18 protein-coding genes and 1 pseudogene are annotated in these 18,863 nt (G+C 74.4%); 3 read left to right on the forward strand and 16 right to left on the reverse strand.

Annotated elements, in window-relative coordinates; translation table 11 throughout:
• Together ACYVDA_RS16920 and ACYVDA_RS16925 are read right to left on the reverse strand one after the other, a co-directional pair.
• Positions 1–689, reverse strand: a pseudogene (locus ACYVDA_RS16920) (hypothetical protein); the annotation flags it as partial.
• Between the two features lie 141 nt (positions 690–830).
• Complete coding sequence (locus ACYVDA_RS16925) at positions 831–1,829, reverse strand: zinc-binding metallopeptidase family protein (protein ID WP_460819621.1); 999 nt, start codon at positions 1,827–1,829, stop codon at positions 831–833.
• Between the two features lie 67 nt (positions 1,830–1,896).
• On the opposite strand from ACYVDA_RS16925, the gene ACYVDA_RS16930 reads away from it, so the two are divergent.
• Positions 1,897–2,631, forward strand: coding sequence for a dienelactone hydrolase family protein (locus ACYVDA_RS16930; protein WP_460819622.1), 735 nt, complete (start codon positions 1,897–1,899; stop codon positions 2,629–2,631).
• Positions 2,632–2,670: 39 nt separating this feature from the next.
• Here ACYVDA_RS16930 and ACYVDA_RS16935 read toward each other — a convergent pair whose 3' ends face one another.
• The 3 genes from ACYVDA_RS16935 to ACYVDA_RS16945 are packed head-to-tail and all read right to left on the reverse strand — an operon-like array spanning position 2,671 to position 5,932.
• Entirely contained in the window at positions 2,671–3,372 is a 702-nt protein-coding gene (locus tag ACYVDA_RS16935) for a glycosyltransferase family 2 protein (protein WP_460819623.1), read from the reverse strand.
• The gene (locus ACYVDA_RS16940) at positions 3,369–4,781 is read right to left on the reverse strand and encodes a PIG-L family deacetylase (RefSeq protein WP_460819624.1); all 1,413 of its coding nucleotides are present in this window, start codon (positions 4,779–4,781) and stop codon (positions 3,369–3,371) included. Before ACYVDA_RS16940 ends, ACYVDA_RS16935 begins: the two co-directional genes overlap by 4 nt.
• On the reverse strand, positions 4,778–5,932 hold the full coding sequence (locus tag ACYVDA_RS16945) for an acyl-CoA dehydrogenase (protein WP_460819625.1): 1,155 nt from the start codon (positions 5,930–5,932) through the stop codon (positions 4,778–4,780). The genes ACYVDA_RS16940 and ACYVDA_RS16945 overlap by 4 nt, the downstream gene beginning before the upstream one ends.
• Before the next feature lie 172 nt (positions 5,933–6,104).
• On the opposite strand from ACYVDA_RS16945, the gene ACYVDA_RS16950 reads away from it, so the two are divergent.
• Positions 6,105–6,803 (forward strand): response regulator transcription factor, encoded by a 699-nt coding sequence (locus tag ACYVDA_RS16950; protein ID WP_460819626.1) that lies wholly within the window; start codon positions 6,105–6,107, stop codon positions 6,801–6,803.
• Positions 6,804–6,806: 3 nt separating this feature from the next.
• On the opposite strand, the gene ACYVDA_RS16955 is transcribed toward ACYVDA_RS16950, so the two are convergent.
• From ACYVDA_RS16955 to ACYVDA_RS16975, 5 genes are read right to left on the reverse strand one after another with little or no spacing between them, the layout of a single operon-like run.
• Entirely contained in the window at positions 6,807–7,235 is a 429-nt protein-coding gene (locus ACYVDA_RS16955; RefSeq protein ID WP_460819627.1) for a type II 3-dehydroquinate dehydratase, read from the reverse strand.
• Positions 7,232–8,356, reverse strand: a complete 1,125-nt coding sequence (gene aroB, locus ACYVDA_RS16960; RefSeq protein WP_460819628.1) for a 3-dehydroquinate synthase — start codon at positions 8,354–8,356, stop codon at positions 7,232–7,234. The genes ACYVDA_RS16955 and aroB overlap by 4 nt, the downstream gene beginning before the upstream one ends.
• Positions 8,353–8,853, reverse strand: a complete 501-nt coding sequence (locus tag ACYVDA_RS16965) for a shikimate kinase (protein WP_460819629.1) — start codon at positions 8,851–8,853, stop codon at positions 8,353–8,355. Before ACYVDA_RS16965 ends, aroB begins: the two co-directional genes overlap by 4 nt.
• Positions 8,853–10,031 (reverse strand): chorismate synthase, encoded by a 1,179-nt coding sequence (gene aroC / locus ACYVDA_RS16970; protein ID WP_460819630.1) that lies wholly within the window; start codon positions 10,029–10,031, stop codon positions 8,853–8,855. The genes ACYVDA_RS16965 and aroC overlap by 1 nt, the downstream gene beginning before the upstream one ends.
• Before the next feature lie 44 nt (positions 10,032–10,075).
• A complete protein-coding gene (locus ACYVDA_RS16975) occupies positions 10,076–10,930 on the reverse strand; it encodes a prepilin peptidase (protein WP_460819631.1) in 855 nt (284 codons plus the stop codon).
• 249 nt (positions 10,931–11,179) lie between these two features.
• Between ACYVDA_RS16975 and ACYVDA_RS16980 the strand changes: the two genes are divergently transcribed.
• On the forward strand, positions 11,180–12,673 hold the full coding sequence (locus tag ACYVDA_RS16980) for an HNH endonuclease signature motif containing protein (RefSeq protein ID WP_460819632.1): 1,494 nt from the start codon (positions 11,180–11,182) through the stop codon (positions 12,671–12,673).
• Positions 12,674–12,832: 159 nt separating this feature from the next.
• Here the strand turns inward: ACYVDA_RS16980 and ACYVDA_RS16985 are convergent, their stop codons facing one another.
• Genes ACYVDA_RS16985 through ACYVDA_RS17010 form a run of 6 tightly spaced genes read right to left on the reverse strand, consistent with a single transcriptional unit; the run spans position 12,833 to position 18,860 of the window.
• Positions 12,833–13,663 (reverse strand): shikimate dehydrogenase, encoded by an 831-nt coding sequence (locus ACYVDA_RS16985; RefSeq protein ID WP_460819633.1) that lies wholly within the window; start codon positions 13,661–13,663, stop codon positions 12,833–12,835.
• Positions 13,664–13,666: 3 nt separating this feature from the next.
• The gene (mltG, locus tag ACYVDA_RS16990) at positions 13,667–14,884 is read right to left on the reverse strand and encodes an endolytic transglycosylase MltG (protein WP_460819634.1); all 1,218 of its coding nucleotides are present in this window, start codon (positions 14,882–14,884) and stop codon (positions 13,667–13,669) included.
• Positions 14,885–14,894: 10 nt separating this feature from the next.
• On the reverse strand, positions 14,895–15,377 hold the full coding sequence (gene ruvX, locus ACYVDA_RS16995; protein WP_460819835.1) for a Holliday junction resolvase RuvX: 483 nt from the start codon (positions 15,375–15,377) through the stop codon (positions 14,895–14,897).
• A complete protein-coding gene (gene alaS / locus ACYVDA_RS17000) occupies positions 15,374–18,049 on the reverse strand; it encodes an alanine--tRNA ligase (RefSeq protein ID WP_460819635.1) in 2,676 nt (891 codons plus the stop codon). The genes ruvX and alaS overlap by 4 nt, the downstream gene beginning before the upstream one ends.
• A 2-nt stretch (positions 18,050–18,051) precedes the next feature.
• Complete coding sequence (locus tag ACYVDA_RS17005; RefSeq protein WP_460819636.1) at positions 18,052–18,345, reverse strand: DUF6167 family protein; 294 nt, start codon at positions 18,343–18,345, stop codon at positions 18,052–18,054.
• Entirely contained in the window at positions 18,342–18,860 is a 519-nt protein-coding gene (locus ACYVDA_RS17010) for a hypothetical protein (RefSeq protein WP_460819637.1), read from the reverse strand. The genes ACYVDA_RS17005 and ACYVDA_RS17010 overlap by 4 nt, the downstream gene beginning before the upstream one ends.
• Positions 18,861–18,863: the final 3 nt, after the last annotated feature.

The raw sequence follows: 18,863 nt of genomic DNA on the forward strand, positions 1-18,863 counted from the left end.
ACGTGTTGTCTTCCTAAGACCGCTTGGCCTCCGACTTCGGTCCCGCGCGCACGCCGACCGGGCGCGGCCGCGCCCTGCCGCCCGGGGGCCGTCGTGGTGCCCGTCGCGGTGCTGCTCGAGGAGGAGCCGTTCCCGCGGCCGGCGTTGCTGCTGCCGGGCGTGACGCCGCTGGGCGTCGTACCGCCCCGCGTGGCCGTGCCCCGGGGCGAGCCGGACGCGCCGCCGCTGCCGGACGGCGAGCCGGTGGTGCCGCCGGTGCTCGAGCCGGTCGCGACGCCCGGGTGCGCGGGGTCGGACGCCGTGACGGGCCGAGGTCCTGCGGCCCGCACCGTCATCGCGGCCGGTCGGGCCGCCGACCGGACCGTGGTGGTGGACGTGCTGCCCGGGGCCGGGTCCAGACCCAGGGCCAGGGTCAGCGGGAGGTCGCCAGCCCGGTCACCGCGACGCGCCGCCGCGGTGCCGGCCAGGCCGTCGCGAGCGGTGGTGTCCTCGCCGGACGCGCCACCGGAGCCGCCCAGCTGTCCCAGTCGGCCCAGTCCCGGCAGCCGGACGTCGGTCATCAGGGTGCCGACCAGGGCCACCATCACCAGCGCCAGCACCGCGCACGCGGCCCGCACCGACCACGACGTCAGCAGGGGGCGGGTCGAGGTGGCCGCGGTGAAGACGGGCCGGGTGGGAGCACTGGGCACGGGTTCCTCCGGACGGGACGGGCGGACGCGGACGGCGGCCCCGCGCGTCGACGCGTCCCCCCGGGCCCGAGGGAGCGTACGCCGATCCGCCCCGGACGGACAAAGCCGACGTCTCACCCCGCAGGCGTCGAGCCCGGCCGGTCAGCCGTCCGCGCGCAGCGTCGTCAGCGTGGAGACGAACTGCAGCTTGTCCAGGACCGGGCCCGGGATCACGAAGGGGTAGAGGTCGTCCTGGCCCATGCTGCGGTTGATCATGTTCAGCGCCACGCTCAGCGGCATCCAGATCCCGACCACCACGTCGCGGAAGTGCGTGAACGAGGTCAGCGTGCCGACGGTGGCCAGGCCGTACTGCGAGGCGGTCTCGATGGTGTCGCAGATGTGCAGGTAGTGGGCCCAGCTCTCGGCGAAGTCCTCGAAGGGGTGCATCGTGGCGTAGCTGGAGATGTAGCGCTCCTCCCACCCCTCGGGCGGGCCCTCGGCGTAGTGCCGGTCGATCTCGGCCTGGTAGTCCTTCGACTCGTCGCCGAACAGCTCGCGGCAGGCGGCGATCTTCTCCTCGCCGCGGACCAGCTGCCACTCGAAGTAGTGCCCGGACTCGTGGCGGAAGTGGCCGAGCATGGTCCGGTAGGGCTCGTCGAGCTGCTCGCGGAGGCGCTCGCGGTGGCCGGCGTCGCTCTCGGCCAGGTCGATGGTGATGATGCCGTCCGCGTGCCCGATCGTGACGTTCTCCGACACGCTGCTGAGCAGGTCGAAGGCCAGCCCGTTCTCGGGGTCCTCGTGCTTGCCCACGACCTGGAACCCCAGGGTGTCCAGCTCGGTGACCAGCTGGCGCTTGGCGCGCTCGGCGGCCCAGAACTGGCGCAGGCCCACGGCGTCGGAGTCGTGGGGGCGGGTCCGGGTCAGGTCGCAGCTGAAGCACTGGCCGCCCTCGGTCGGGGCCAGCCACGTGCAGCCCGACAGGGTGATGTTGCGGCAGACCCAGTGCTCCTGGCCGTCGGCGGCGACGTAGCGACCGGCGTCGTCGACCGGCACGATCGTGCGCTCCTCGCGGGAGTAGCCGAGCCGGGTGCCGCAGCTGACGCAGCGGGAATTCTCGAAGTGGAGCGGGTTGTCGCACACGCGACAGCGGTAGGCCTTCACGACCCGACCCTGGCACATCGGCTCAACGGCCGCCCCACCCGCCCGGGGGGTGGCAGGATCGCTGGGCATGAGCCCCCTCGACACCTGGACCACGGGTGAGCACCGCCACGGCGAGCAGACCTTCCCGACCTTCCGCAAGGGCACCGGCCCCGGGGTCGTCGTCGTCCACGAGATCCCCGGTCCCACCCCGGAGGTGATCGCGTTTGCCGAGGAGGTCGTGGCGGCCGGCTTCACCGTGGTGATGCCCCACCTGTTCGGCGTGCCCGGCAAGCCGGTGGGGGCGGCGTACGCCCTGGACAGCCTGCGCAAGGTCTGCATCAGCCGGGAGTTCACCTCGATGGCCACCGGGGTGACGACGCCCGTGGCGGGCTGGCTGCGCAGCCTGGCCCGCGAGCTGCACGAGGAGCTCGGCGGCCCGGGGGTCGGCGCCCTCGGGATGTGCTTCACCGGCGGCTTCGCCCTGGCGATGATGGTCGACGACTCGGTCGTGGCCCCCGTCCTGGCCCAGCCCTCGGCGCCCTTCCCGATCGGTCCGCGCCGCTCGCGCGACGTCAACCTGAGCCCCGAGGACCTGGCCGTGGTCAAGGAGCGCGCGGCGGCCGGCTGCCCGGTCCTGGGTCTGCGGTTCACCGGCGACGCGGCGGTCGGCCGACGCTTCGAGACCCTGACCGAGGAGCTCGGCGGGGCCTTCGTCAAGGTCGAGTTCCCCGGTCGCCAGCACGCCACGCTCACCCTGCACCGGCAGCAGGAGGCCGTCGACCGCGTCCTCGGCTTCTTCGACGAGCGGCTGCGCACCGGCTGAGGCCTAGAGAGCCCGGTGGTCCCGGTGGCCCGCCGGGGCTCAGGCCGTGTCGAACGCCCCGAGGTGCAGGTCGCTCAGGAAGCCGGCGAAGCCCTCCGGCGCCCGACCGTGCCAGCGACCCGACGTGCGCACGCGGGTGCGGTCGGTGGCACGCCACGGCACCCCCGCCGCGCGCATCCGCTCCACGAGGTCGACGTCCTCACCGGTCGCCAGGGGCGCGAACCCCCCGACCAGGTCGTACGCCGCCAGCGTGAACCCCAGGTTGGCGCCGTGCACGAACCCGTGACCCTCCCCCAGCGGGTGCAGCGCGTGCCACGCCAGCAGGTCGCCGGCCGGGAGGTCGCGGGGGTCGGGGGTGACCGTGCCGACCACCAGGTCGAGCCCCTGCTCGGCCAGCGCGAGCTGGGTGCTCAGCCAGCGCCGCGGCACGACCGTGTCGGCGTCGGTGCACGCCACCCAGGTCGGGAGCCCGCGGTCCAGGCGCCCGAGTCCGTGCGCGCGGGCCAGACCCACGACGCCGGCACCGACGACGTGGGCTCGCACGTCGGGGAAGGACGCGACCACCTCGGCCGAGCGGTCGGTGCACGAGTCGAGGACGACGGTGACGCCCACCGGGCAGCCCTGGACGCGACCGGCGAGGCGGGCGGCGACCAGAACCGACTCCAGGCACGCCGCGAGATGGGCCTCCTCGTCGCGCGCGGGGACCACCACCTCGACCCGGTCGAACCGGGACCGTCTCACGCGGAGTCCTCCGGGCCGGTGGCGTCGCGCGCGGGATCGGGCCACTGCCCGGGGTGGCACAGGACCAGCACCTCGACGTCGCGGTCGGCGTACGTCGCGGCGACCGGGAGCCCGCTCGCCTCCACGAACCGGGCGTGCACCGCCTCGGCGTCCAGGACCCAGCCCTCCACCGGGTGGCGCCAGTGGCACAGCACCAGGACGCCGTCGTGGCCGAGCGAGGCCCGCACGCGCTCGACCAGCGCGTCCAGCGCGACCGGGCTCAGGAAGTAGCCCATCTCCGAGACCACGACGAGGTCGAAATCGGGTCGGTCCGGCCACTCCCACGGGACGTCGTGGTCGGCGACCTCGACGTGGGGCGCGTCGGCGAACCGGGCCCGGGCCAGCGCCAGCGCGGCCTGGGACCGGTCGACGGCGACCACCCAGCCGGAGCGTCGGGCCAGGGCCTCGGCGAGGGCCCCGGTGGAGCACCCGAGCTCGAGCACCCGCTCGAAGCGGGGACGGGGCAGCAGCGAGAGCAGGAGGTCACGCTTGCGGCGCTCGTACCACCGGGTCTCGGCGCCCCACGGGTCGTCGTCGTCGCGGTGCAGGCGGTCCAGCGCGTCGTCGGGGCACTCGCGCGAGGGCGTGCGGACGAAGGTCTCGCGGCGTCCCCGGAAGTGCTCCAGCAGCCCGTCCGGGAGGACCTCACCGTCGCCGGCGGACGCCGACAGCGGCCGCACCTGGCTGACGTGGGCCTCGATCGCCGCGGCCTTGTCCTCGACGACGGGGGCGCCCAGCACGAAGCGCCCCAGGTCGTCCCAGGGCGCGGCCGCCGGGGTGGCCCAGTGCCAGAACCACACGGGGTACTCCCACAGGTCCGCCCCCGTGCGGCGGGCTGCGGCCGCGGCGGCGACGCCGGCGGCCTCGTGGTCGGGGTGGCCGTCCCGCCGCCAGGGCGCGACGACGACCGAGCGCCGTCCGTCACCGGTGGCCTCGACGACGGCCCGGGTCAGCGTCTCGACGTGGTCCGCGACCCCGCCGTCGGGCAGCTCCAGCAGACGTACGCCGTGGGCTTCCACGCCGAGCGCCGCGGCGGCGGCGTCCATCTCCACGCGGCGGCGGCGCGCGAGGTCCTCGGGCGTGTGCGTCGGGGAGTCGGGGTGGCTGCCCTCGCCCGCGGTCGCGACCACGAGGGACACCGGGACACCGGCCCGCACCGCGGTGGCGACCAGTCCCCCGGCCCCGAGGCTCTCGTCGTCGGGGTGGGCGGCGACCACGACCAGCCGCTCGACGCCGTGCAGGGTCAGGGGCTTCGCCGCGTCCCAGCGGGGGTCCTCGCGCCACGCCCGGGCGGGCGTGCCGGCCCCGGCGTGGGTGAACGCCACCGCGGGGGCTCCGGGCCCGGGCGTGGGCCGCTCCCCCGTGCTCACCACCAGCTCCCCACGACGTCGTCGGACCGCTGGTCCTCGGAGGCCTCCAGCACCGCGCGGCCCAGCGCCGCGCGGTCGCGCTCGGCGTGGTGCTGGCGCACGTAGAGTCGCAGGTCGTCGACCCGGCGGGCGTGCTCCTCCTCCAGGGCCAGCGGGCCCGGACCGAGGGCGTGGTCGGCCACCCGCAGCACCGTCTCCACGGTGTCGGCGACCAGGGTGCGCACCTGCAGGGCCAGGCGGGACGCGGCGGCGGGTCCGACCGCGGCACCGTCGACCGTGCGGGCCGCGGCGGCCAGCACGGCCCTGGCCGCGGCCAGGGCGACGTCGATCTCGCCGAGGTGGGCCAGGCCGACCTGGTCGGGCTCGCGCCGGGTCGAGGCCTGGTGGACCCGGCGGGCGACGCCGACCGCACCGCCGTACCAGATCGCGGCCACCCCGATGCCGCCCCAGGCGAACCCGGGTCGGGTGAGGTACCACCCCGGGGCCCCGACCGCCGTCGCGTCGACCCGCTCGAGCACCAGACCCGTGCTGGTGACCGCGGCCAGGCCCCGCGCCACCCACGGCGGGGAGTCCGGGTCGGTGCGCACCCCGGGGTCCACGAGGTCCACCAGGAACAGTCCGCGCTCGCGCTCGTCGACCCACGCGGTGACGAGGGCGTGGCTGACCTGGTCGGCCAGCGAGCACCACGGCTTGGTCCCGTCCAGGACCACGCTCCCCTGGAGCTCGGTGGCCTCGAGCCGGCGACCGGGCCCCTCGGCGGCGTAGACCCCGAGGGTCGCACCGGCCGGGCACTCCATCCCCGCCTCGGCCAGGATGGCGCAGGCGTCCAGGTGCGGCTCCACGACCCGGGCCACCGTCAGGTCGACCGCGCCCAGGGTGGCCAGCGCCTCCCAGAGCAGCTGCGTGCTGCCCTGCCCGGGGAGGGGCAGACGGCCCCCGAGCGCCTCGGCCAGGCGGAGCGAGGCGGTCACCCCGTCGCCCGACGCGGCCGCCTCGGTCGCGGCGCCGACCAGCGGCGCCAGCAGGTCGGCGTACGCCGTGGGGTCGGGCTGGTCGGAGCGGTCCCAGTCGGCGGGCCCCAGGCGCACCGCGCGGGGCGGGGCCGGGTCGGCAGGAGCCGGGCGGGTGGTCTCGGATCGACCAGGCGACACCCGGGTCCTCCGTCCTGTCGGGCCACAGCGGTGGCGCACCACGAGAGCTCGGCGACCGGGGGGTCGCCGTCCCCCACCCTCGCAGGGACCACCTGGGGCCGGTCACCCCCGCAGGGGTGAGCGTCCTGTCGCCTGCGCTCGCGAGGCGCGGACGATTGGGTAACGTTGGGCCATGTCCCAGCCCTCCGAACGCTCCGCAACCACCGGACGGACCTCGGGCCCGGTCCGCGTCGCGATCATGAACGACTACGAGGTCGTCGTCGCCGGCCTCCAGCGGATGCTGGCCCCGCACGCCGAGCGCGTGCGGGTCGTCGAGCTCGACAGCCGCACCCACCTGGTCAGCGACGTCGACGTGCTGCTCTACGACGCGTTCACCCGGGAGCAGGTCGAGGGGCCGGTCGCCGAGGTCCTGCAGTCGGCGAGCGCGCGCGTCGTGCTCTACACCTGGCACCTCGAGCCCGACCTGGTCCGCGAGGCGCTCGCGGCCGGCGCGAGCGGCTGCCTGGCCAAGTCCTCCTCGGCGCTGGACGTGGTGGAGGTGCTGGAGAAGGTGGCGGCCGGATCGGTCGTGGTGAGCCCCGACCCCGGGCCCGACGCGACGGTCGTGGGCGGTGACTGGCCCGGGCGCGACGCCGGGCTGACCGCGCGGGAGTCCGAGATCCTGGCCCTGATCGCGCAGGGCCTGAGCAACCAGGAGGTGGCGCGACGCGCCTACCTCTCGATCAACTCGGTCAAGACCTACATCCGCACGGCCTACCGCAAGATCGGGGCCGAGAGCCGCACCCAGGCCGTGCTCTGGGCGACCCAGCACGGCTTCACCCCCACCACCCGCCGGGTGTTCCTGGAGCCGGAGACCTCTCCCACGGCCTGAGGGTCAGGACCCCGCGAGGTGCGCCAGCGCCTGGCGGTAGCCGTCGATCCCCTGGCCGACGACCTCCGCGGCGGCGAAGGCCGTGATCACGGAGTGGTGGCGGAACTCCTCGGGACGGTTCCGCGGGTCGCTGATGTGGACCTCGACGAGCGGGGCGGTCAGCTGCGCGCACGCGTCGAGCAGGGCGTAGGAGTAGTGGGTCCAGGCGGCGGCGTTGAGCACGACGGGGGTCTGCTCGTCCGCCGCGGCGTTGAGCCAGTCCAGGAGGTCGCCCTCGTGGTTGGTCTGGCGCACCTCGACCTCGAGCCCCAGCTCGCGGCCCCACTGCTCGCACAGGCCCACCAGGTCGGCGTACGACGTGTGGCCGTAGACCTCCGGCTGCCGACGGCCCAGGCGCCCCAGGTTGGGTCCGTTGAGGACCAGGACCCTCACCGGTCGCCCTCCAGCACGGCGTACGCCGACCGCAGGACCTGCTCGTCGGGCCCGGTCAGGATCCTCGGCCGCCCGAGGTCCACGAGCACGACGAAGCGCAGCTGGTCGCCGCGCGACTTCTTGTCGACCCGCATCGTGGCCACGAGGTCCTCGAACGGCGGCACCTCGACCGGCAGGTCGGCCAGCCGCGTGGGCAGGCCGACGCTCGCCAGGGCGGTGCGGTGGTAGGCGGCCCCGGCCTCACCGAGCCGCCCGGTCAGCCGGGCGAGCTCGGCGACGTAGACCATGCCGAGGGCGACCGCCTCCCCGTGCCGCACGGCGTACGCCGTGCCGCGCTCGATCGCGTGGGCGAGCGTGTGGCCGTAGTTGAGGGCCTCGCGCCCCGGGTGCCCGTCGCGGCCGCCGGTCTCGCGGAGGTCGTCGACGACGACGTCGATCTTGACCTGGACAGCGCGCTCGACCACCTCGCGCAGCTCGGGCGAGGCGGGGTCGAGCACCCGGTCGCCCACCGCGTCGACGACGCGCAGGATCTCGTGGTCTGCGATCAGGCCGCACTTGACGACCTCGCCCATGCCGGCCACCAGCTCGGCCCGCGGCAGCGTGGCGAGCACGTCGAGGTCGCACACCACCCCGGCCGGCTCGTGGAAGGAGCCGACGAGGTTCTTGCCGGCGCCGGTGTTCAGCCCGGTCTTGCCGCCGACGGCGGCGTCGACCATGGCCAGCAACGAGGTCGGCACGTGCACCACGGCCACGCCGCGCAGCCACGTGGCGGCGATGAAGCCGCCCATGTCGGTCGTGGCGCCGCCGCCGACGGTCACCACCGCGTCCGAGCGGGTGAAGCCGGCGCGGCCGAGCTCCTCCCAGGCGTGGGCGGCGGTGGTCACGGTCTTGGCCTGCTCGCCGCTGGGCAGCGCGACCCTGAGCACCTCCAGGTCGCCCAGGTGGGCCTCGACGCGGTCGGCCAGGTCGCCCAGCTCGCCGTCGTGGACGACGGCCACGCGGCGCACGCCCGGGCCGAGCATGGACGCGACGACGTCGAGCACGTCGTGACCCACGACCACGTCGTACGGCGACGCGCCGCCGACGTGCAGCGTCGTCGGCGCCTCGCGCACCGGGCTCACCGGGCCGCCTCCTGCACGGCCGCGACGACGTCCTCGACCGAGCGCCCGTCGGTGTCCACCACGTGCGTGGCGACGGACTCGTAGACGGGGGTGCGCTCGTCGATGAGCTGCTTCATCCGGCCGCGGACGTTGCCCAGCAGCAGCGGCCGGGAGACGCCGAGGCCCACACGCGACGCCGCGTCGGCCAGGCCCACCCGCAGGAACACCACGCGGTGGTCGGCGAGCGCCGCGCGCACGTCGGACCCGGTCACGGCACCCCCGCCCAGCGCCAGCACGCCGTCGTGGCCGGCGAGCGCCGCGAGCACCGCTGCCCGCTCCAGCTCGCGGAAGCGCTCCTCGCCGGAGTCGACGAAGATGTCGGCGACGCTGCGGCCCTCGCTCTCCTCGACGTCGAGGTCGGTGTCGCGGAAGGTCACGTCCCAGGCCTCGGCGAGCCGACGCCCCACCGTGGTCTTGCCGGCGCCCATCGGGCCGACCAGGACCAGCCGCGGAGCCATCAGCGGAACCGGAGCGTGTCGAGGTAGCTCTCGACGTTGCGGCGGGTCTCGGTCACCGAGTCGCCGCCGAACTTCTCCAGGACGGCGTCGGCGAGCACCAGCGCCACCATCGCCTCGGCCACGATGCCGGCGGCCGGGACGGCGCACACGTCGGAGCGCTGGTGGTCGGCCACGGTGGCCTCGCCGGTGGCGACGTCGACCGTGCGGAGCGCGCGGGGCACCGTGGCGATCGGCTTCATCGCGGCCCGGACCCGGAGGACCTCCCCGGTCGACATGCCGCCCTCGGTGCCGCCCGAGCGACCGCTGGCGCGGCGCAGGGCGCCGTCCTCGGTGACGATCTCGTCGTGCGCGAGCGAGCCCGGGGTGGCGGCCAGCTCGAACCCGTCACCGACCTCGACGCCCTTGATGGCCTGGATGCCCATCAGGGCACCGGCCAGGCGGGCGTCGAGCCGACGGTCCCAGTGGACGTGGGAGCCCAGGCCCGGCGGGAGGCCGTGCACCACGACCTCCACGACGCCACCGAGGGTGTCGCCGTCCTTGTGGGCCTGGTCGATGCGCTCGACCATGGCGGCCGAGGCGTCGGTGTCCAGGCAGCGCACCGGGTCGGCGTCGAGGTGGGCCACGTCGTCGGGCCCGGGCACGGAGCCCGCCGGGGCCGGCACGCCGCCGAGCTCGACCACGTGGGAGACCATCCGGGCCCCGGTGGACTGCTCGAGGAAGGCGCTGGCCACCCGGCCGAGGGCCACCCGGGCGGCGGTCTCCCGGGCGGAGGCGCGCTCGAGGATGGGGCGCGACTCGGTGAAGTCGTACTTCTGCATGCCGACCAGGTCGGCGTGGCCCGGGCGCGGGCGCGTGAGCGGGGCGTTGCGGGCCAGGGCCTCGAGCTCCACGGGGTCGACCGGGTCGGCCGACATCACCTTCTCCCACTTGGGCCACTCGGTGTTGCCGACCTCGATGGAGACCGGACCGCCCTGGGACTCGCCGTGGCGCACGCCACCGGTGATCCGGACGGCGTCCTGCTCGAACTTCATCCGCGCGCCACGGCCGTAGCCCAGGCGGCGACGCGCGAGCGCCTCGGAGATGTCGTCGGAGGTGATCCGGACGTGGGCGGGAAGCCCCTCCAGGATCGCGGTGAGCGAGGGACCGTGGGACTCCCCGGCCGTGAGCCAGCGCAGCATGAGTCTAGTCTTTCACGCACGACCGACCGGCCCTGCGAGCGGCGTCAGTAGCCGAGACCGCGGGCGATCCAGGGCCCGGCCAGCCCGCCGACGGCCGCACCGACCAGCATGAACGGGCCGTACGGGAAGCGCTTGCGCAGGCTGCGGTTCCGGGCCGCCAGCGCGGCACCCCCGAGACCGCCCAGGAACACCATCAGCAGGGCCCCGACCAGCAGCTGCGACCAGCCCAGGAAGCCCAGCGCCGGTCCGAGGACGCGCGAGAGCCGGACGTCGCCGAACCCCCAGGCCCCGGCCACCGCCCAGAACAGCCAGAACCACCCCCCGAGCAGGAGCCACCCCAGCCCGGCCCGGTAGAGCGGGGCGAGGTCGTGGTCCACCAGCGCGGCCAGCGGCACCAGGACGGCCAGGGCGGCGTACGTCGGGTGGATGACGCGGGTGGGCAGCAGCGTGGTGCGCCAGTCGATGACCAGGAGGGCCACCCCCACCGGCACGAGCGGCAGCACGAACAGCAGCGCCCCGGTCCACCCGAGCGCGGCCCCGAAGGCGGCCCCGACCAGCCCCGACCAGCCCGCCAGGCGCAGCGCCATCCCCGGGGCGGCCGCGATCTCGGCGTACGGCTGCTTGGGGGGTGGTGGCGCCAGCGTCCCCCGTCGTACGCCCCCGGACGCCTGCGCCGCCGTCTCACCGGGTGGCCCGGAGGCCTCCGACGTGGCGGTGAGCTGGGGCTCGGGCTGGAGCTCGGGCTGGGGATCGGGTCGGACGTCCGGCGTCGGAGCGGGCTCCGCCTCGGGCGCGGGCTCGGGCGCGGGCTCGGGGATGCGCGCGATCCAGCGCGGGGACACCAGGCCCAGCCCTCCGGACACGACCAGCCCCACCGCCGCCGACCCGAGCCACTCCATGCGCCGAGGCTAGGCGAGACCGGCTCCTCCCCGCCCGCTTCTCCACAGACCCGCCGGCCCCCGCCGGCCGAGCAGGGCCGCCAGGCCCGTCGTCGAAACCCGAACCGCACGCCGCCGGCCACCTCGCCAGGCCCCGCCCGGCCACGCCCGGGCCGCGCCGCAGGAACTTCTCCACGAAGTTCTCCACCGTGTCCGTTTCAGCCCGCTTCCCGACGGGGTCTTGTCGGTGGTCGCTGGTTGAGTCTGGTCATGGCCACCTCCTCCCGCACCCGCCGATCGCGTCGCCCCGCGGTCACCCCGGTGCGGGTCGAGGTGCCCGACCTCGACGAGCCGACCGACGTCCTCGCCTACGCACGCGACCAGCGTGACGCCCGCGACCGCGCCGACGCACAGCTGTTCATGGCGGCCGCGGTCTGGGGTGAGCAGCACCCCGCCGAGTCGATCCACGACGCGGCCTGGATGGCACCCACCTACCTCGAACGGCCCCTGGCCGTCGCCGGCGACGGTGCACCACTGGTGGCGGAGTTCGCGATCCCCGAGCTCGCCGCCGCCCTGGGTCTGTCGACTGACTCCGGCCGCAGCCTGATCGGCAGGGCGCTGGAGGTCAAGCACCGCCTCCCCCGCCTCTGGGTACGCGTGGTCGCGGGTCAGGTGCCGGTGTGGCGGGCCAAGAACATCGCCGACCAGACCATCACCCTCACCCCCGAAGCCGCCGGCCACGTGGACAACCGGGTAGCGGCGTACGCCCACAGGGTCGGCTACGCCGCCGTCGAACGCCTGGTCACCGAGGCGATCGCGAGGTTCATGCCCGAGAGGGCTCGGGAGGACGCGGAGAGGGCCGCCGACGGCCGTCACGTCACGTTCCGCCACGACCGGCCAACCCCGGACTCGGCGATTGGCGGGATGACCTACCTCCACGCCCAGCTCGACACCGCCGACGCCCGCGACCTCGACAACGCGCTGTCTCACGAGGCCGCGGTGTTGAAGGCAGGCGGCTGCGACAAATCGCTGGACGTCCGTCGTGCCATGGCCGCCGGGGAGCTCGGACGCCGCCACACCCGTGACCAGCTCACCCTCGACCTGCTCACCACCCAAGACCACCAGGACACGGAGGCTCCGCGACCGGCTGCGCGACCCAAGGCACGCCAGGTGGTCCTGCACGTCCACCTCTCCCACGCCGCCATCACCGGCAGTGGTTCAGGTTGCAGCTGCGAGGGGAACGGATCTCGACAAGGTCGACGGGCCGAGGATGACCTCCACCTGGCCCGGGTCGAGGAGGGCCGACGCATCGTCACCGCCGACCAGGTCCGCGGCTGGTGCGCCAACCCCGACACCCAGATCACCGTCCGGGCCGTCGTCGACACCGAGGACCTGATCCACGTCGAGGCCTACGAGATCCCCGACCGGCTCCAGCACCAGGCCCAGCTCCGCGACCACACCTGCGTCTTCCCCTGGTGCAGCGCACCAGCGAGGAAGGCCGACTGCGACCACGTCATCGCCCACGCCGACGGCGGCCCGACCTGCTCGTGCAACCTCGCGCCCCTGTGCCGACGACACCACCGGCTCAAGACCCACGCACTGTGGACCTACACCACGGTCAGTCCAGGCGCCTACCTGTGGTCCAGTCCCCACGGCTACCAGTTCCTGCGCGACCCCGGCGGAACCAGAGACGTCACCACCGACCGACCACGAATGCCCCCCGGGCCGATCCATCTGCCACGCCAGCGAAAACCACCCACCTAGCCTCACCGCCCCGAGACCTGTCCAGACGGCACCACCTGGACAGGCCACCGGCGTGCCCAGACGCTGCTCCCCGGGTCACCGGGCCTCGACGACGGGCGCAGAACGCCCTGCTCGACCACCAGAGCCCGCGATCCCGAGCCTTCGCGCGTGGACCTCGCCTCAGGAACCGGCGGCAGCACCCGCTCGCCGGGCCAGCTCGGCTCGCGCAGCGGAGCGGAGCAGGTCGACGGGGACGGAGCGGCCGGTCATGAGGCTCACCTGGAGCGCCGCCTGGTGGGCGAGCAGGTCGAGTCCGCCGACGGCCGGGCGACCGGTGTCCTCGGCGGCCGCGAGGAGCGGGGTGAGCCAGGGGTCGTAGACGACCTCGAAGACCGCCGCCACGTCGTCGCAGGCCGACACGATCCGGGGTGTCTGCGCCGACGCCGGAACGGTCGAGACGACCAGGTCGGCGCGCAGGCCGGCGGCGTCCTGCAGCAGCCCGACGCTCACGCGCGGCCCCCGGGCGTACGCCGACACCACGGCGACCGTCTCCTCCGCCCGGGCCGGGTCGCGCACGAGCAGTCGGGCCTCCTGGCAGCCCAGCTCCCCCAGCGCCAGCAGCACCGAGGTGGCGGTCGCGCCACCGCCGAGCACCACGGCCGAGCGGATCGGGTCGTGGACGCGCTCGACGATCGCGGCCATCGCACCGGGCACGTCGGTGTTGAACCCCAGCCGCCTCTGGTCACCGAACACCAGCGTGTTGACCACCCCGGAGACCCTCGACCACTCGTCGAGCCGGTCCACCATCGGCACGACGGTCCGCTTGAGCGGCATCGTCAACGACAGCCCCCGCCACGTCGAGTCGAGTCCGTGGACGAACGGCTCGAGGGTGTCGGGCAGGACCTCGACCGCCTCGTAGGTCCAGTCCAGACCCAGGCGGGCGTACGCCGCCCGGTGCATCGCCGGGGACAGCGAGTGTCGGATCGGTGATCCGAGGACGGCGCACCGCACGGGTCAGCAGGCCGTGGAGGTCTGGCAGTACTGCCGGAACAGCGCGACGTTCTTGAGGTGCTGGGCGTAGGTGTCCGCGTAGCGCGTCTCACCGGTGCGCAAGTTGACCACGACCCAGAACAGCTGCTTGCCCGACGAGGGGTTCAGCGCCGCCTCGATCGTCTTCTCACCCGGCGACCCGATCGGGCCCGGCGGCAGGCCGGGGTAGCGGTAGGTGTTGTAGCGCGAGGCCGACTGCCGCTCGGCGTCGGTCGTGTAGACCGTGCCGGCCTTGCCGGAGATGTAGGCCACCGTCGCGTCGGACTGCAGCGGCATGTTCTGGTCCAGGCGGTTGTAGATCGCGCGGGCCACCTTGGGGTAGTCCTGGTCGCGGCTGGCCTCGAACTCCAGGATGCTGGCCACGGTCAGCACCTGCTCGCTGGTCAGCCCCAGCTTGGCCGCCTTGGTCTTGACGTCGAGCTGCTGCTCGACGGCCACGGTCTTGGCCACCATCTGCTTGACCAGCGCGAGGGCGGTCATCTTGGGCGGGACGGTGTAGGTCGCCGGGAACAGGTAGCCCTCGGGGTTGCCCTTGGCCTCGGCCGGCAGCCCGATCGCGGAGGGGTTGGCCAGCGCCTGGTTCACGGCGCGGCGGGTGAGGTCGGTCTTCTTCACGATCGTGGCCACGATCGTCTTGACCCGCGCCCCCTCGGGCACGGTCACGAGGCTCTGGACGAGGCTGGCGGGGTCGACGAGCACCCCGAGCGCCTCGCTGGCCTTCATCTGCTTCTTCAGCTCGTAGTAGCCGACTTGGATGTTGCGCGACTTGTCGTTGCCGGCGGCTGCCTTGGTGAACGCGTCGACGCTGGCGACGACGCCCGCCTGCTTGAGGTCGCGGGCGATCTGGGTCGACGTGGCGCCCGACTTCACCTGGTAGAGCACCTGACCGGTGCCGGGGCCCGCGTAGTCGGGGGCGTCGGCGAACTTGGCCTGGAGCTGGCCCAGGGCGTACTTGCCGCCGAAGTAGCCGCCGCCGACCAGGACGAGGAGCACCAGGAGCACCGGCAGGCAGCCGCGGAACCGGCGACGGCGCCGCCGCGGGGCGTCGTACGCCGCCCGGTCGTCCTGGTCGTCCCGGTCGTCGTGGAAGTCGTCGTCGTAGGGGTCCCCGTGGGGTCCCTGGTCGACCTGGTGGTCGGCGGAGGGGTCCTGCTCCTCGCGACCGAAGCCGATCTGGCTCACGCGTGCGTCCCTACTCGTCCGTGTCCTCGACCCGGACGAGCTCGCCGGCCTCGAGACCGGTCTGCCGTTCGCGTTCGAGAGCTCCCTGCAGGATCACGACGGCGGCGGCCTGGTCGACCACTGCACGACGCTTCTTGCCCTTCTTGCCCTGGGCCCGCAGCTGGCTCTCGGCCGTCACGGTGCTCAGGCGCTCGTCGCACAACCGCACGGGGACGGGGCGCACCCGCACCGCCAGGTCGTTGACGAACGCTCGCACCTTACCGGCCGAGGGCCCCTCGCCCCCGGACATCGAGCGCGGCAGGCCGACGTAGATGCGACGCGCGTCGAGCTCCTCGACCAGCTGCGCGAGCCGGTCCAGGTCGCCTCGGCCACGCTGCACGGTCTCCACCGGCGTGGCCAGGATGCCGGAGGGGTCGCTGCTCGCGACCCCGATGCGGGCGTCGCCCGGGTCGATCCCCAGGCGTACGCCGCGCAGGCCGGCGTCGGTGCTCAGCGGCCCGCCCGCCCCTCGTGCACGGCCGACCGGATCGCGGCGAGCGCCTGCGCGGCCTGGTCGACCTCGGTGCCACCCCCCTGGGCGACGTCGTCCTTGCCGCCGCCCTTGCCCCCGAGCACCTGCGAGGCGGTGCGCACCAGGGCGCCGGCCGAGAGCCCGGCCGCACGACCGGCCTCGTTGACCGCGACCACGACCGCGGCCTTGCCGCCGGAGGTCCCGACCACCGCGACCACCCCGGGGCGGTCCGAGGCCAGGCGCTGGCGCACGTCGAGCGCGAGCGTGCGCACGTCGCCGCCGCCCGCTCCCTCGACCTCGCGGGCCACCAGCGCCACGCCGTCGACGTCCTCGGCGGCGGAGGCGAGGTCGGCGGCACCGGCCAGCAGCTGGGCCACCCGCGCCTTCTCGACCTCCTTCTCGACCGACCGCAGCCGCTCGACCAGGTCCTGCACGCGACCGACGAGGTCGTCGGGACGGGTCTTGAGCAGCGTGGTCAGCTCCCCGACCAGGTCGCGCTCGCGCGCCAGGTAGGAGAAGCCCTCGACGCCGGTGAAGGCCTCGATGCGCCGGTTGCCCGAGCCGACCGAGGCCTCGGAGGTCACCACCACGGTGCCGACCTGGCTGGAGTGCTCGACGTGGGTGCCGCCGCACAGCTCGCGCGACCAGGGGCCGCCGATCTCGACGACCCGCACCTGGCCCACGTCGTAGGTCTCGCCGAACAGTGCCAGCGCGCCCCACTCCTTGGCCTCGGGCAGGGTCATGTACTGCCACGACACCGGGAGGTCGGCGCGCAGGGCGCGGTTGGCGACGTCCTCGACGTCGCGCACCTGCTGCGGGCTCAGGGCGCTGGTCCACCCGAAGTCCAGGCGCAGGTAGCCCGGGCGGTTGTAGGAACCGGCCTGCAGCGCGGTCGGGCCGAGCACCTCGCGCAGCGCGGCGTGCACCACGTGGGTGCCGGAGTGCGCCTGGCGCGCGCCGGTGCGCCACTCGGGGTCGACGCGGGCGTGCACGGCCGCGCCGGCGGAGAGCTCGCCGTCGAGCACCCGCACCTGGTGGACAACCAGACCCTTGACCGGTCGCTGGACGTCGAGGACCTCCAGCGTGCCGCCGTCGAACTCGATGGTGCCGGCGTCGGCCGCCTGCCCACCGGACTCGGCGTAGAACGGGGTGCGGTCCAGGACCAGCTCGCCGACCTCGCCGCTGGCCAGGGTGCTCACGGCCCGCCCGCCGCCGAGCAGCGCCAGCGGACGCGACTCGGTCTCGAGGGTCTCGTAGGCCAGCCACTCGGTCGGGCCGTGCTCGGTGAGGATGTCGCGGTAGGTGCCGGTGTCACCGTGGCCGCCCTTCTTGGCCTTGGCGTCGGCCCGCGCGCGCTCGCGCTGCTGGGTCATCAGCTGCCGGAAGCCGGCCTCGTCGACCGAGAGGCCCTGCTCGCTCGCCATCTCCAGGGTCAGGTCGATCGGGAACCCGTAGGTGTCGTGGAGCGCGAACGCCTGGTCGCCGGCGAGCTGGCTGCCACCGGCCGACTTCACGCCGGCCGCCGCGGTGTCGAAGATCGTGGTGCCGGTGCGCAGGGTCTGCCGGAAGGCGTCCTCCTCGGCGTACGCCACCTTCGCGATGCGCTCCCAGTCGGTGTGCAGGCCGGCGTACGTCTCGCCCATCTTGTCGCGGCTGACGGGCATCAGCTCGGGCAGCGCGCGGTCCTCGTAGCCGAGCAGCCGCATCGAGCGCACGGCCCGGCGCAGCAGCCGCCGCAGCACGTAGCCACGGCCCTCGTTGCCGGGGGTGACGCCGTCGCCGATCAGCATCATCGAGCTGCGCACGTGGTCCGCGACCACCCGGAACCGCACGTCGTCGCCGGGGTCGACGCCGTAGCGGCGGCCGGTGAGCTCCATGGCGCGCTCGATCACGGGGTACATCACGTCGATCTCGTACATGTTCTTCTTGCCCTGGAGCAGGAAGGCGACGCGCTCGAGGCCCATGCCGGTGTCGATGTTCTGCTTCGGCAGGGCGCCAGCGATGTCGAAGTCGGTCTTGGACCGCACGGCCGAGAGCTCGTCCTGCATGAAGACCAGGTTCCAGATCTCCAGGTAGCGGTCCTCGGCGCCGAAGTCGCCGTCGGCCCCGAACTCCGGACCGCGGTCGTAGAGGATCTCCGAGCAGGGGCCGCCGGGGCCCGGCACGCCCATCGACCAGTAGTTCTCGCTCTTGCCCAGCCGGATGATCCGGTCGTCGGGCAGGCCGGTGATCTTCTGCCACAGGGCCACGGCCTCGGGGTCGTCCTCGTAGACGCTGGGGTAGAGCTTGCTCTCCTCCAGGCCCCAGCCGCCGTCGGCGACCGGCTTGGTGACCAGGTCCCAGGCCAGCTCGATGGCGCCGGTCTTGAAGTAGTCGCCGAAGCTGAAGTTGCCGCACATCTCGAAGAAGGTGCCGTGGCGGGTGGTCTTGCCGACGTCCTCGATGTCGGGGGTTCGGATGCACTTCTGCACGCTGGTGGCCCGCGGCCACGGGGGCGTCTCCTGCCCGAGGAAGTAGGGCTTGAACGGCACCATGCCCGCGTTGACGAACAGCAGGTTCGGGTCGGGCACCAGCAGGGAGGCCGAGGGCACCACCTGGTGGCCGGCCGCCTCGAAGTGCGTGAGGAAGGCGCGGCGGATGTCGGCGGTGTCCATGGCTAGCTGATCTCCGGTTCGGTGGTGGTGGACGGGTCGAGCGGTGCGGGCGTGGGGCCGGGGGCGATCTCGGGCGGGCCGGCGGGCCGGTCCAGGCCCAGGCGGGTGCGGAGCTCGGTCTCCTTCTCGCGCTGGCCGGCGCGGACCTCCTCGCCGAACAGCTGGGCCCCCAGGGCGAGACCGGCCCACCGGTCGCGCAGCCCGTCGGGGGTGAAGGACTCGGCGGCGCGACGGGCCTTGGTCATGGCGTAGACCCCGGCCCCGGCCCCGATCACGAACCAGGTGCCGCGACTCATGCGGCCTCGGCCGGGGTGGTGCCGGGGGCCGATCCGACGGGCGTGGTGCGCTCGCGGCGCCAGGCGTCCTTCATCTCCCGGCGTCGCTGCTTGCGGGCACGGCGGGTCTCTCGGCGCACCTCGAAGCGGATCCGGTTGCGCGACTCGGCCGACAGCGCACGGCGTACGCCGTGGCCCAGGGAGACCGCGCGCACCAGGGGCTCACCCAGCGTGGCGCTGAGCAACAGCCGGTCCGGGACGGCGGCGCGGTCGGTGCCCGTCGCGGGCTCGCTCCCCGCGTCCGTGATGACGTACGCCGAGGGCTGGTCCTCGCCCCGGTGGCCGGCCGGTCGCTCGACGCGGGTCGCCAGCGCGTCGAGCCGGGCCGCGAGCGCAGCGGTCTCGGCCCGGGCGGCCGCCAGCTCGGCGCGGTCCCGCCTGCTCCGGGCCGCACCCGCCAGCAGGGCGACCACGAGGACGAGGAGGACCACGGCGATGACTCCGGCGCCGACGACGACGGGCAGGGCGATCTCCATGGG

The sequence above is a fragment of the Nocardioides korecus genome (genome assembly GCF_054778395.1).

What these genes read in the sequence shown, in the direction of transcription:
- ACYVDA_RS17005 (WP_460819636.1), bottom strand. Translation starts at nt 18,345, where the DNA reads ATGAGTCGCGGCACCTGGTTCGTGATCGGGGCCGGGGCCGGGGTCTAC.
- alaS (WP_460819635.1), bottom strand. Translation starts at nt 18,049, where the DNA reads ATGGACACCGCCGACATCCGCCGCGCCTTCCTCACGCACTTCGAGGCG.
- ACYVDA_RS16950 (WP_460819626.1), top strand. Translation starts at nt 6,105, where the DNA reads ATGTCCCAGCCCTCCGAACGCTCCGCAACCACCGGACGGACCTCGGGC.
- ACYVDA_RS16965 (WP_460819629.1), bottom strand. Translation starts at nt 8,853, where the DNA reads ATGGCTCCGCGGCTGGTCCTGGTCGGCCCGATGGGCGCCGGCAAGACC.
- ACYVDA_RS16975 (WP_460819631.1), bottom strand. Translation starts at nt 10,930, where the DNA reads ATGGAGTGGCTCGGGTCGGCGGCGGTGGGGCTGGTCGTGTCCGGAGGG.
- ACYVDA_RS17010 (WP_460819637.1), bottom strand. Translation starts at nt 18,860, where the DNA reads ATGGAGATCGCCCTGCCCGTCGTCGTCGGCGCCGGAGTCATCGCCGTG.
- aroC (WP_460819630.1), bottom strand. Translation starts at nt 10,031, where the DNA reads ATGCTGCGCTGGCTCACGGCCGGGGAGTCCCACGGTCCCTCGCTCACC.
- ACYVDA_RS16980 (WP_460819632.1), top strand. Translation starts at nt 11,180, where the DNA reads ATGGCCACCTCCTCCCGCACCCGCCGATCGCGTCGCCCCGCGGTCACC.
- ACYVDA_RS16930 (WP_460819622.1), top strand. Translation starts at nt 1,897, where the DNA reads ATGAGCCCCCTCGACACCTGGACCACGGGTGAGCACCGCCACGGCGAG.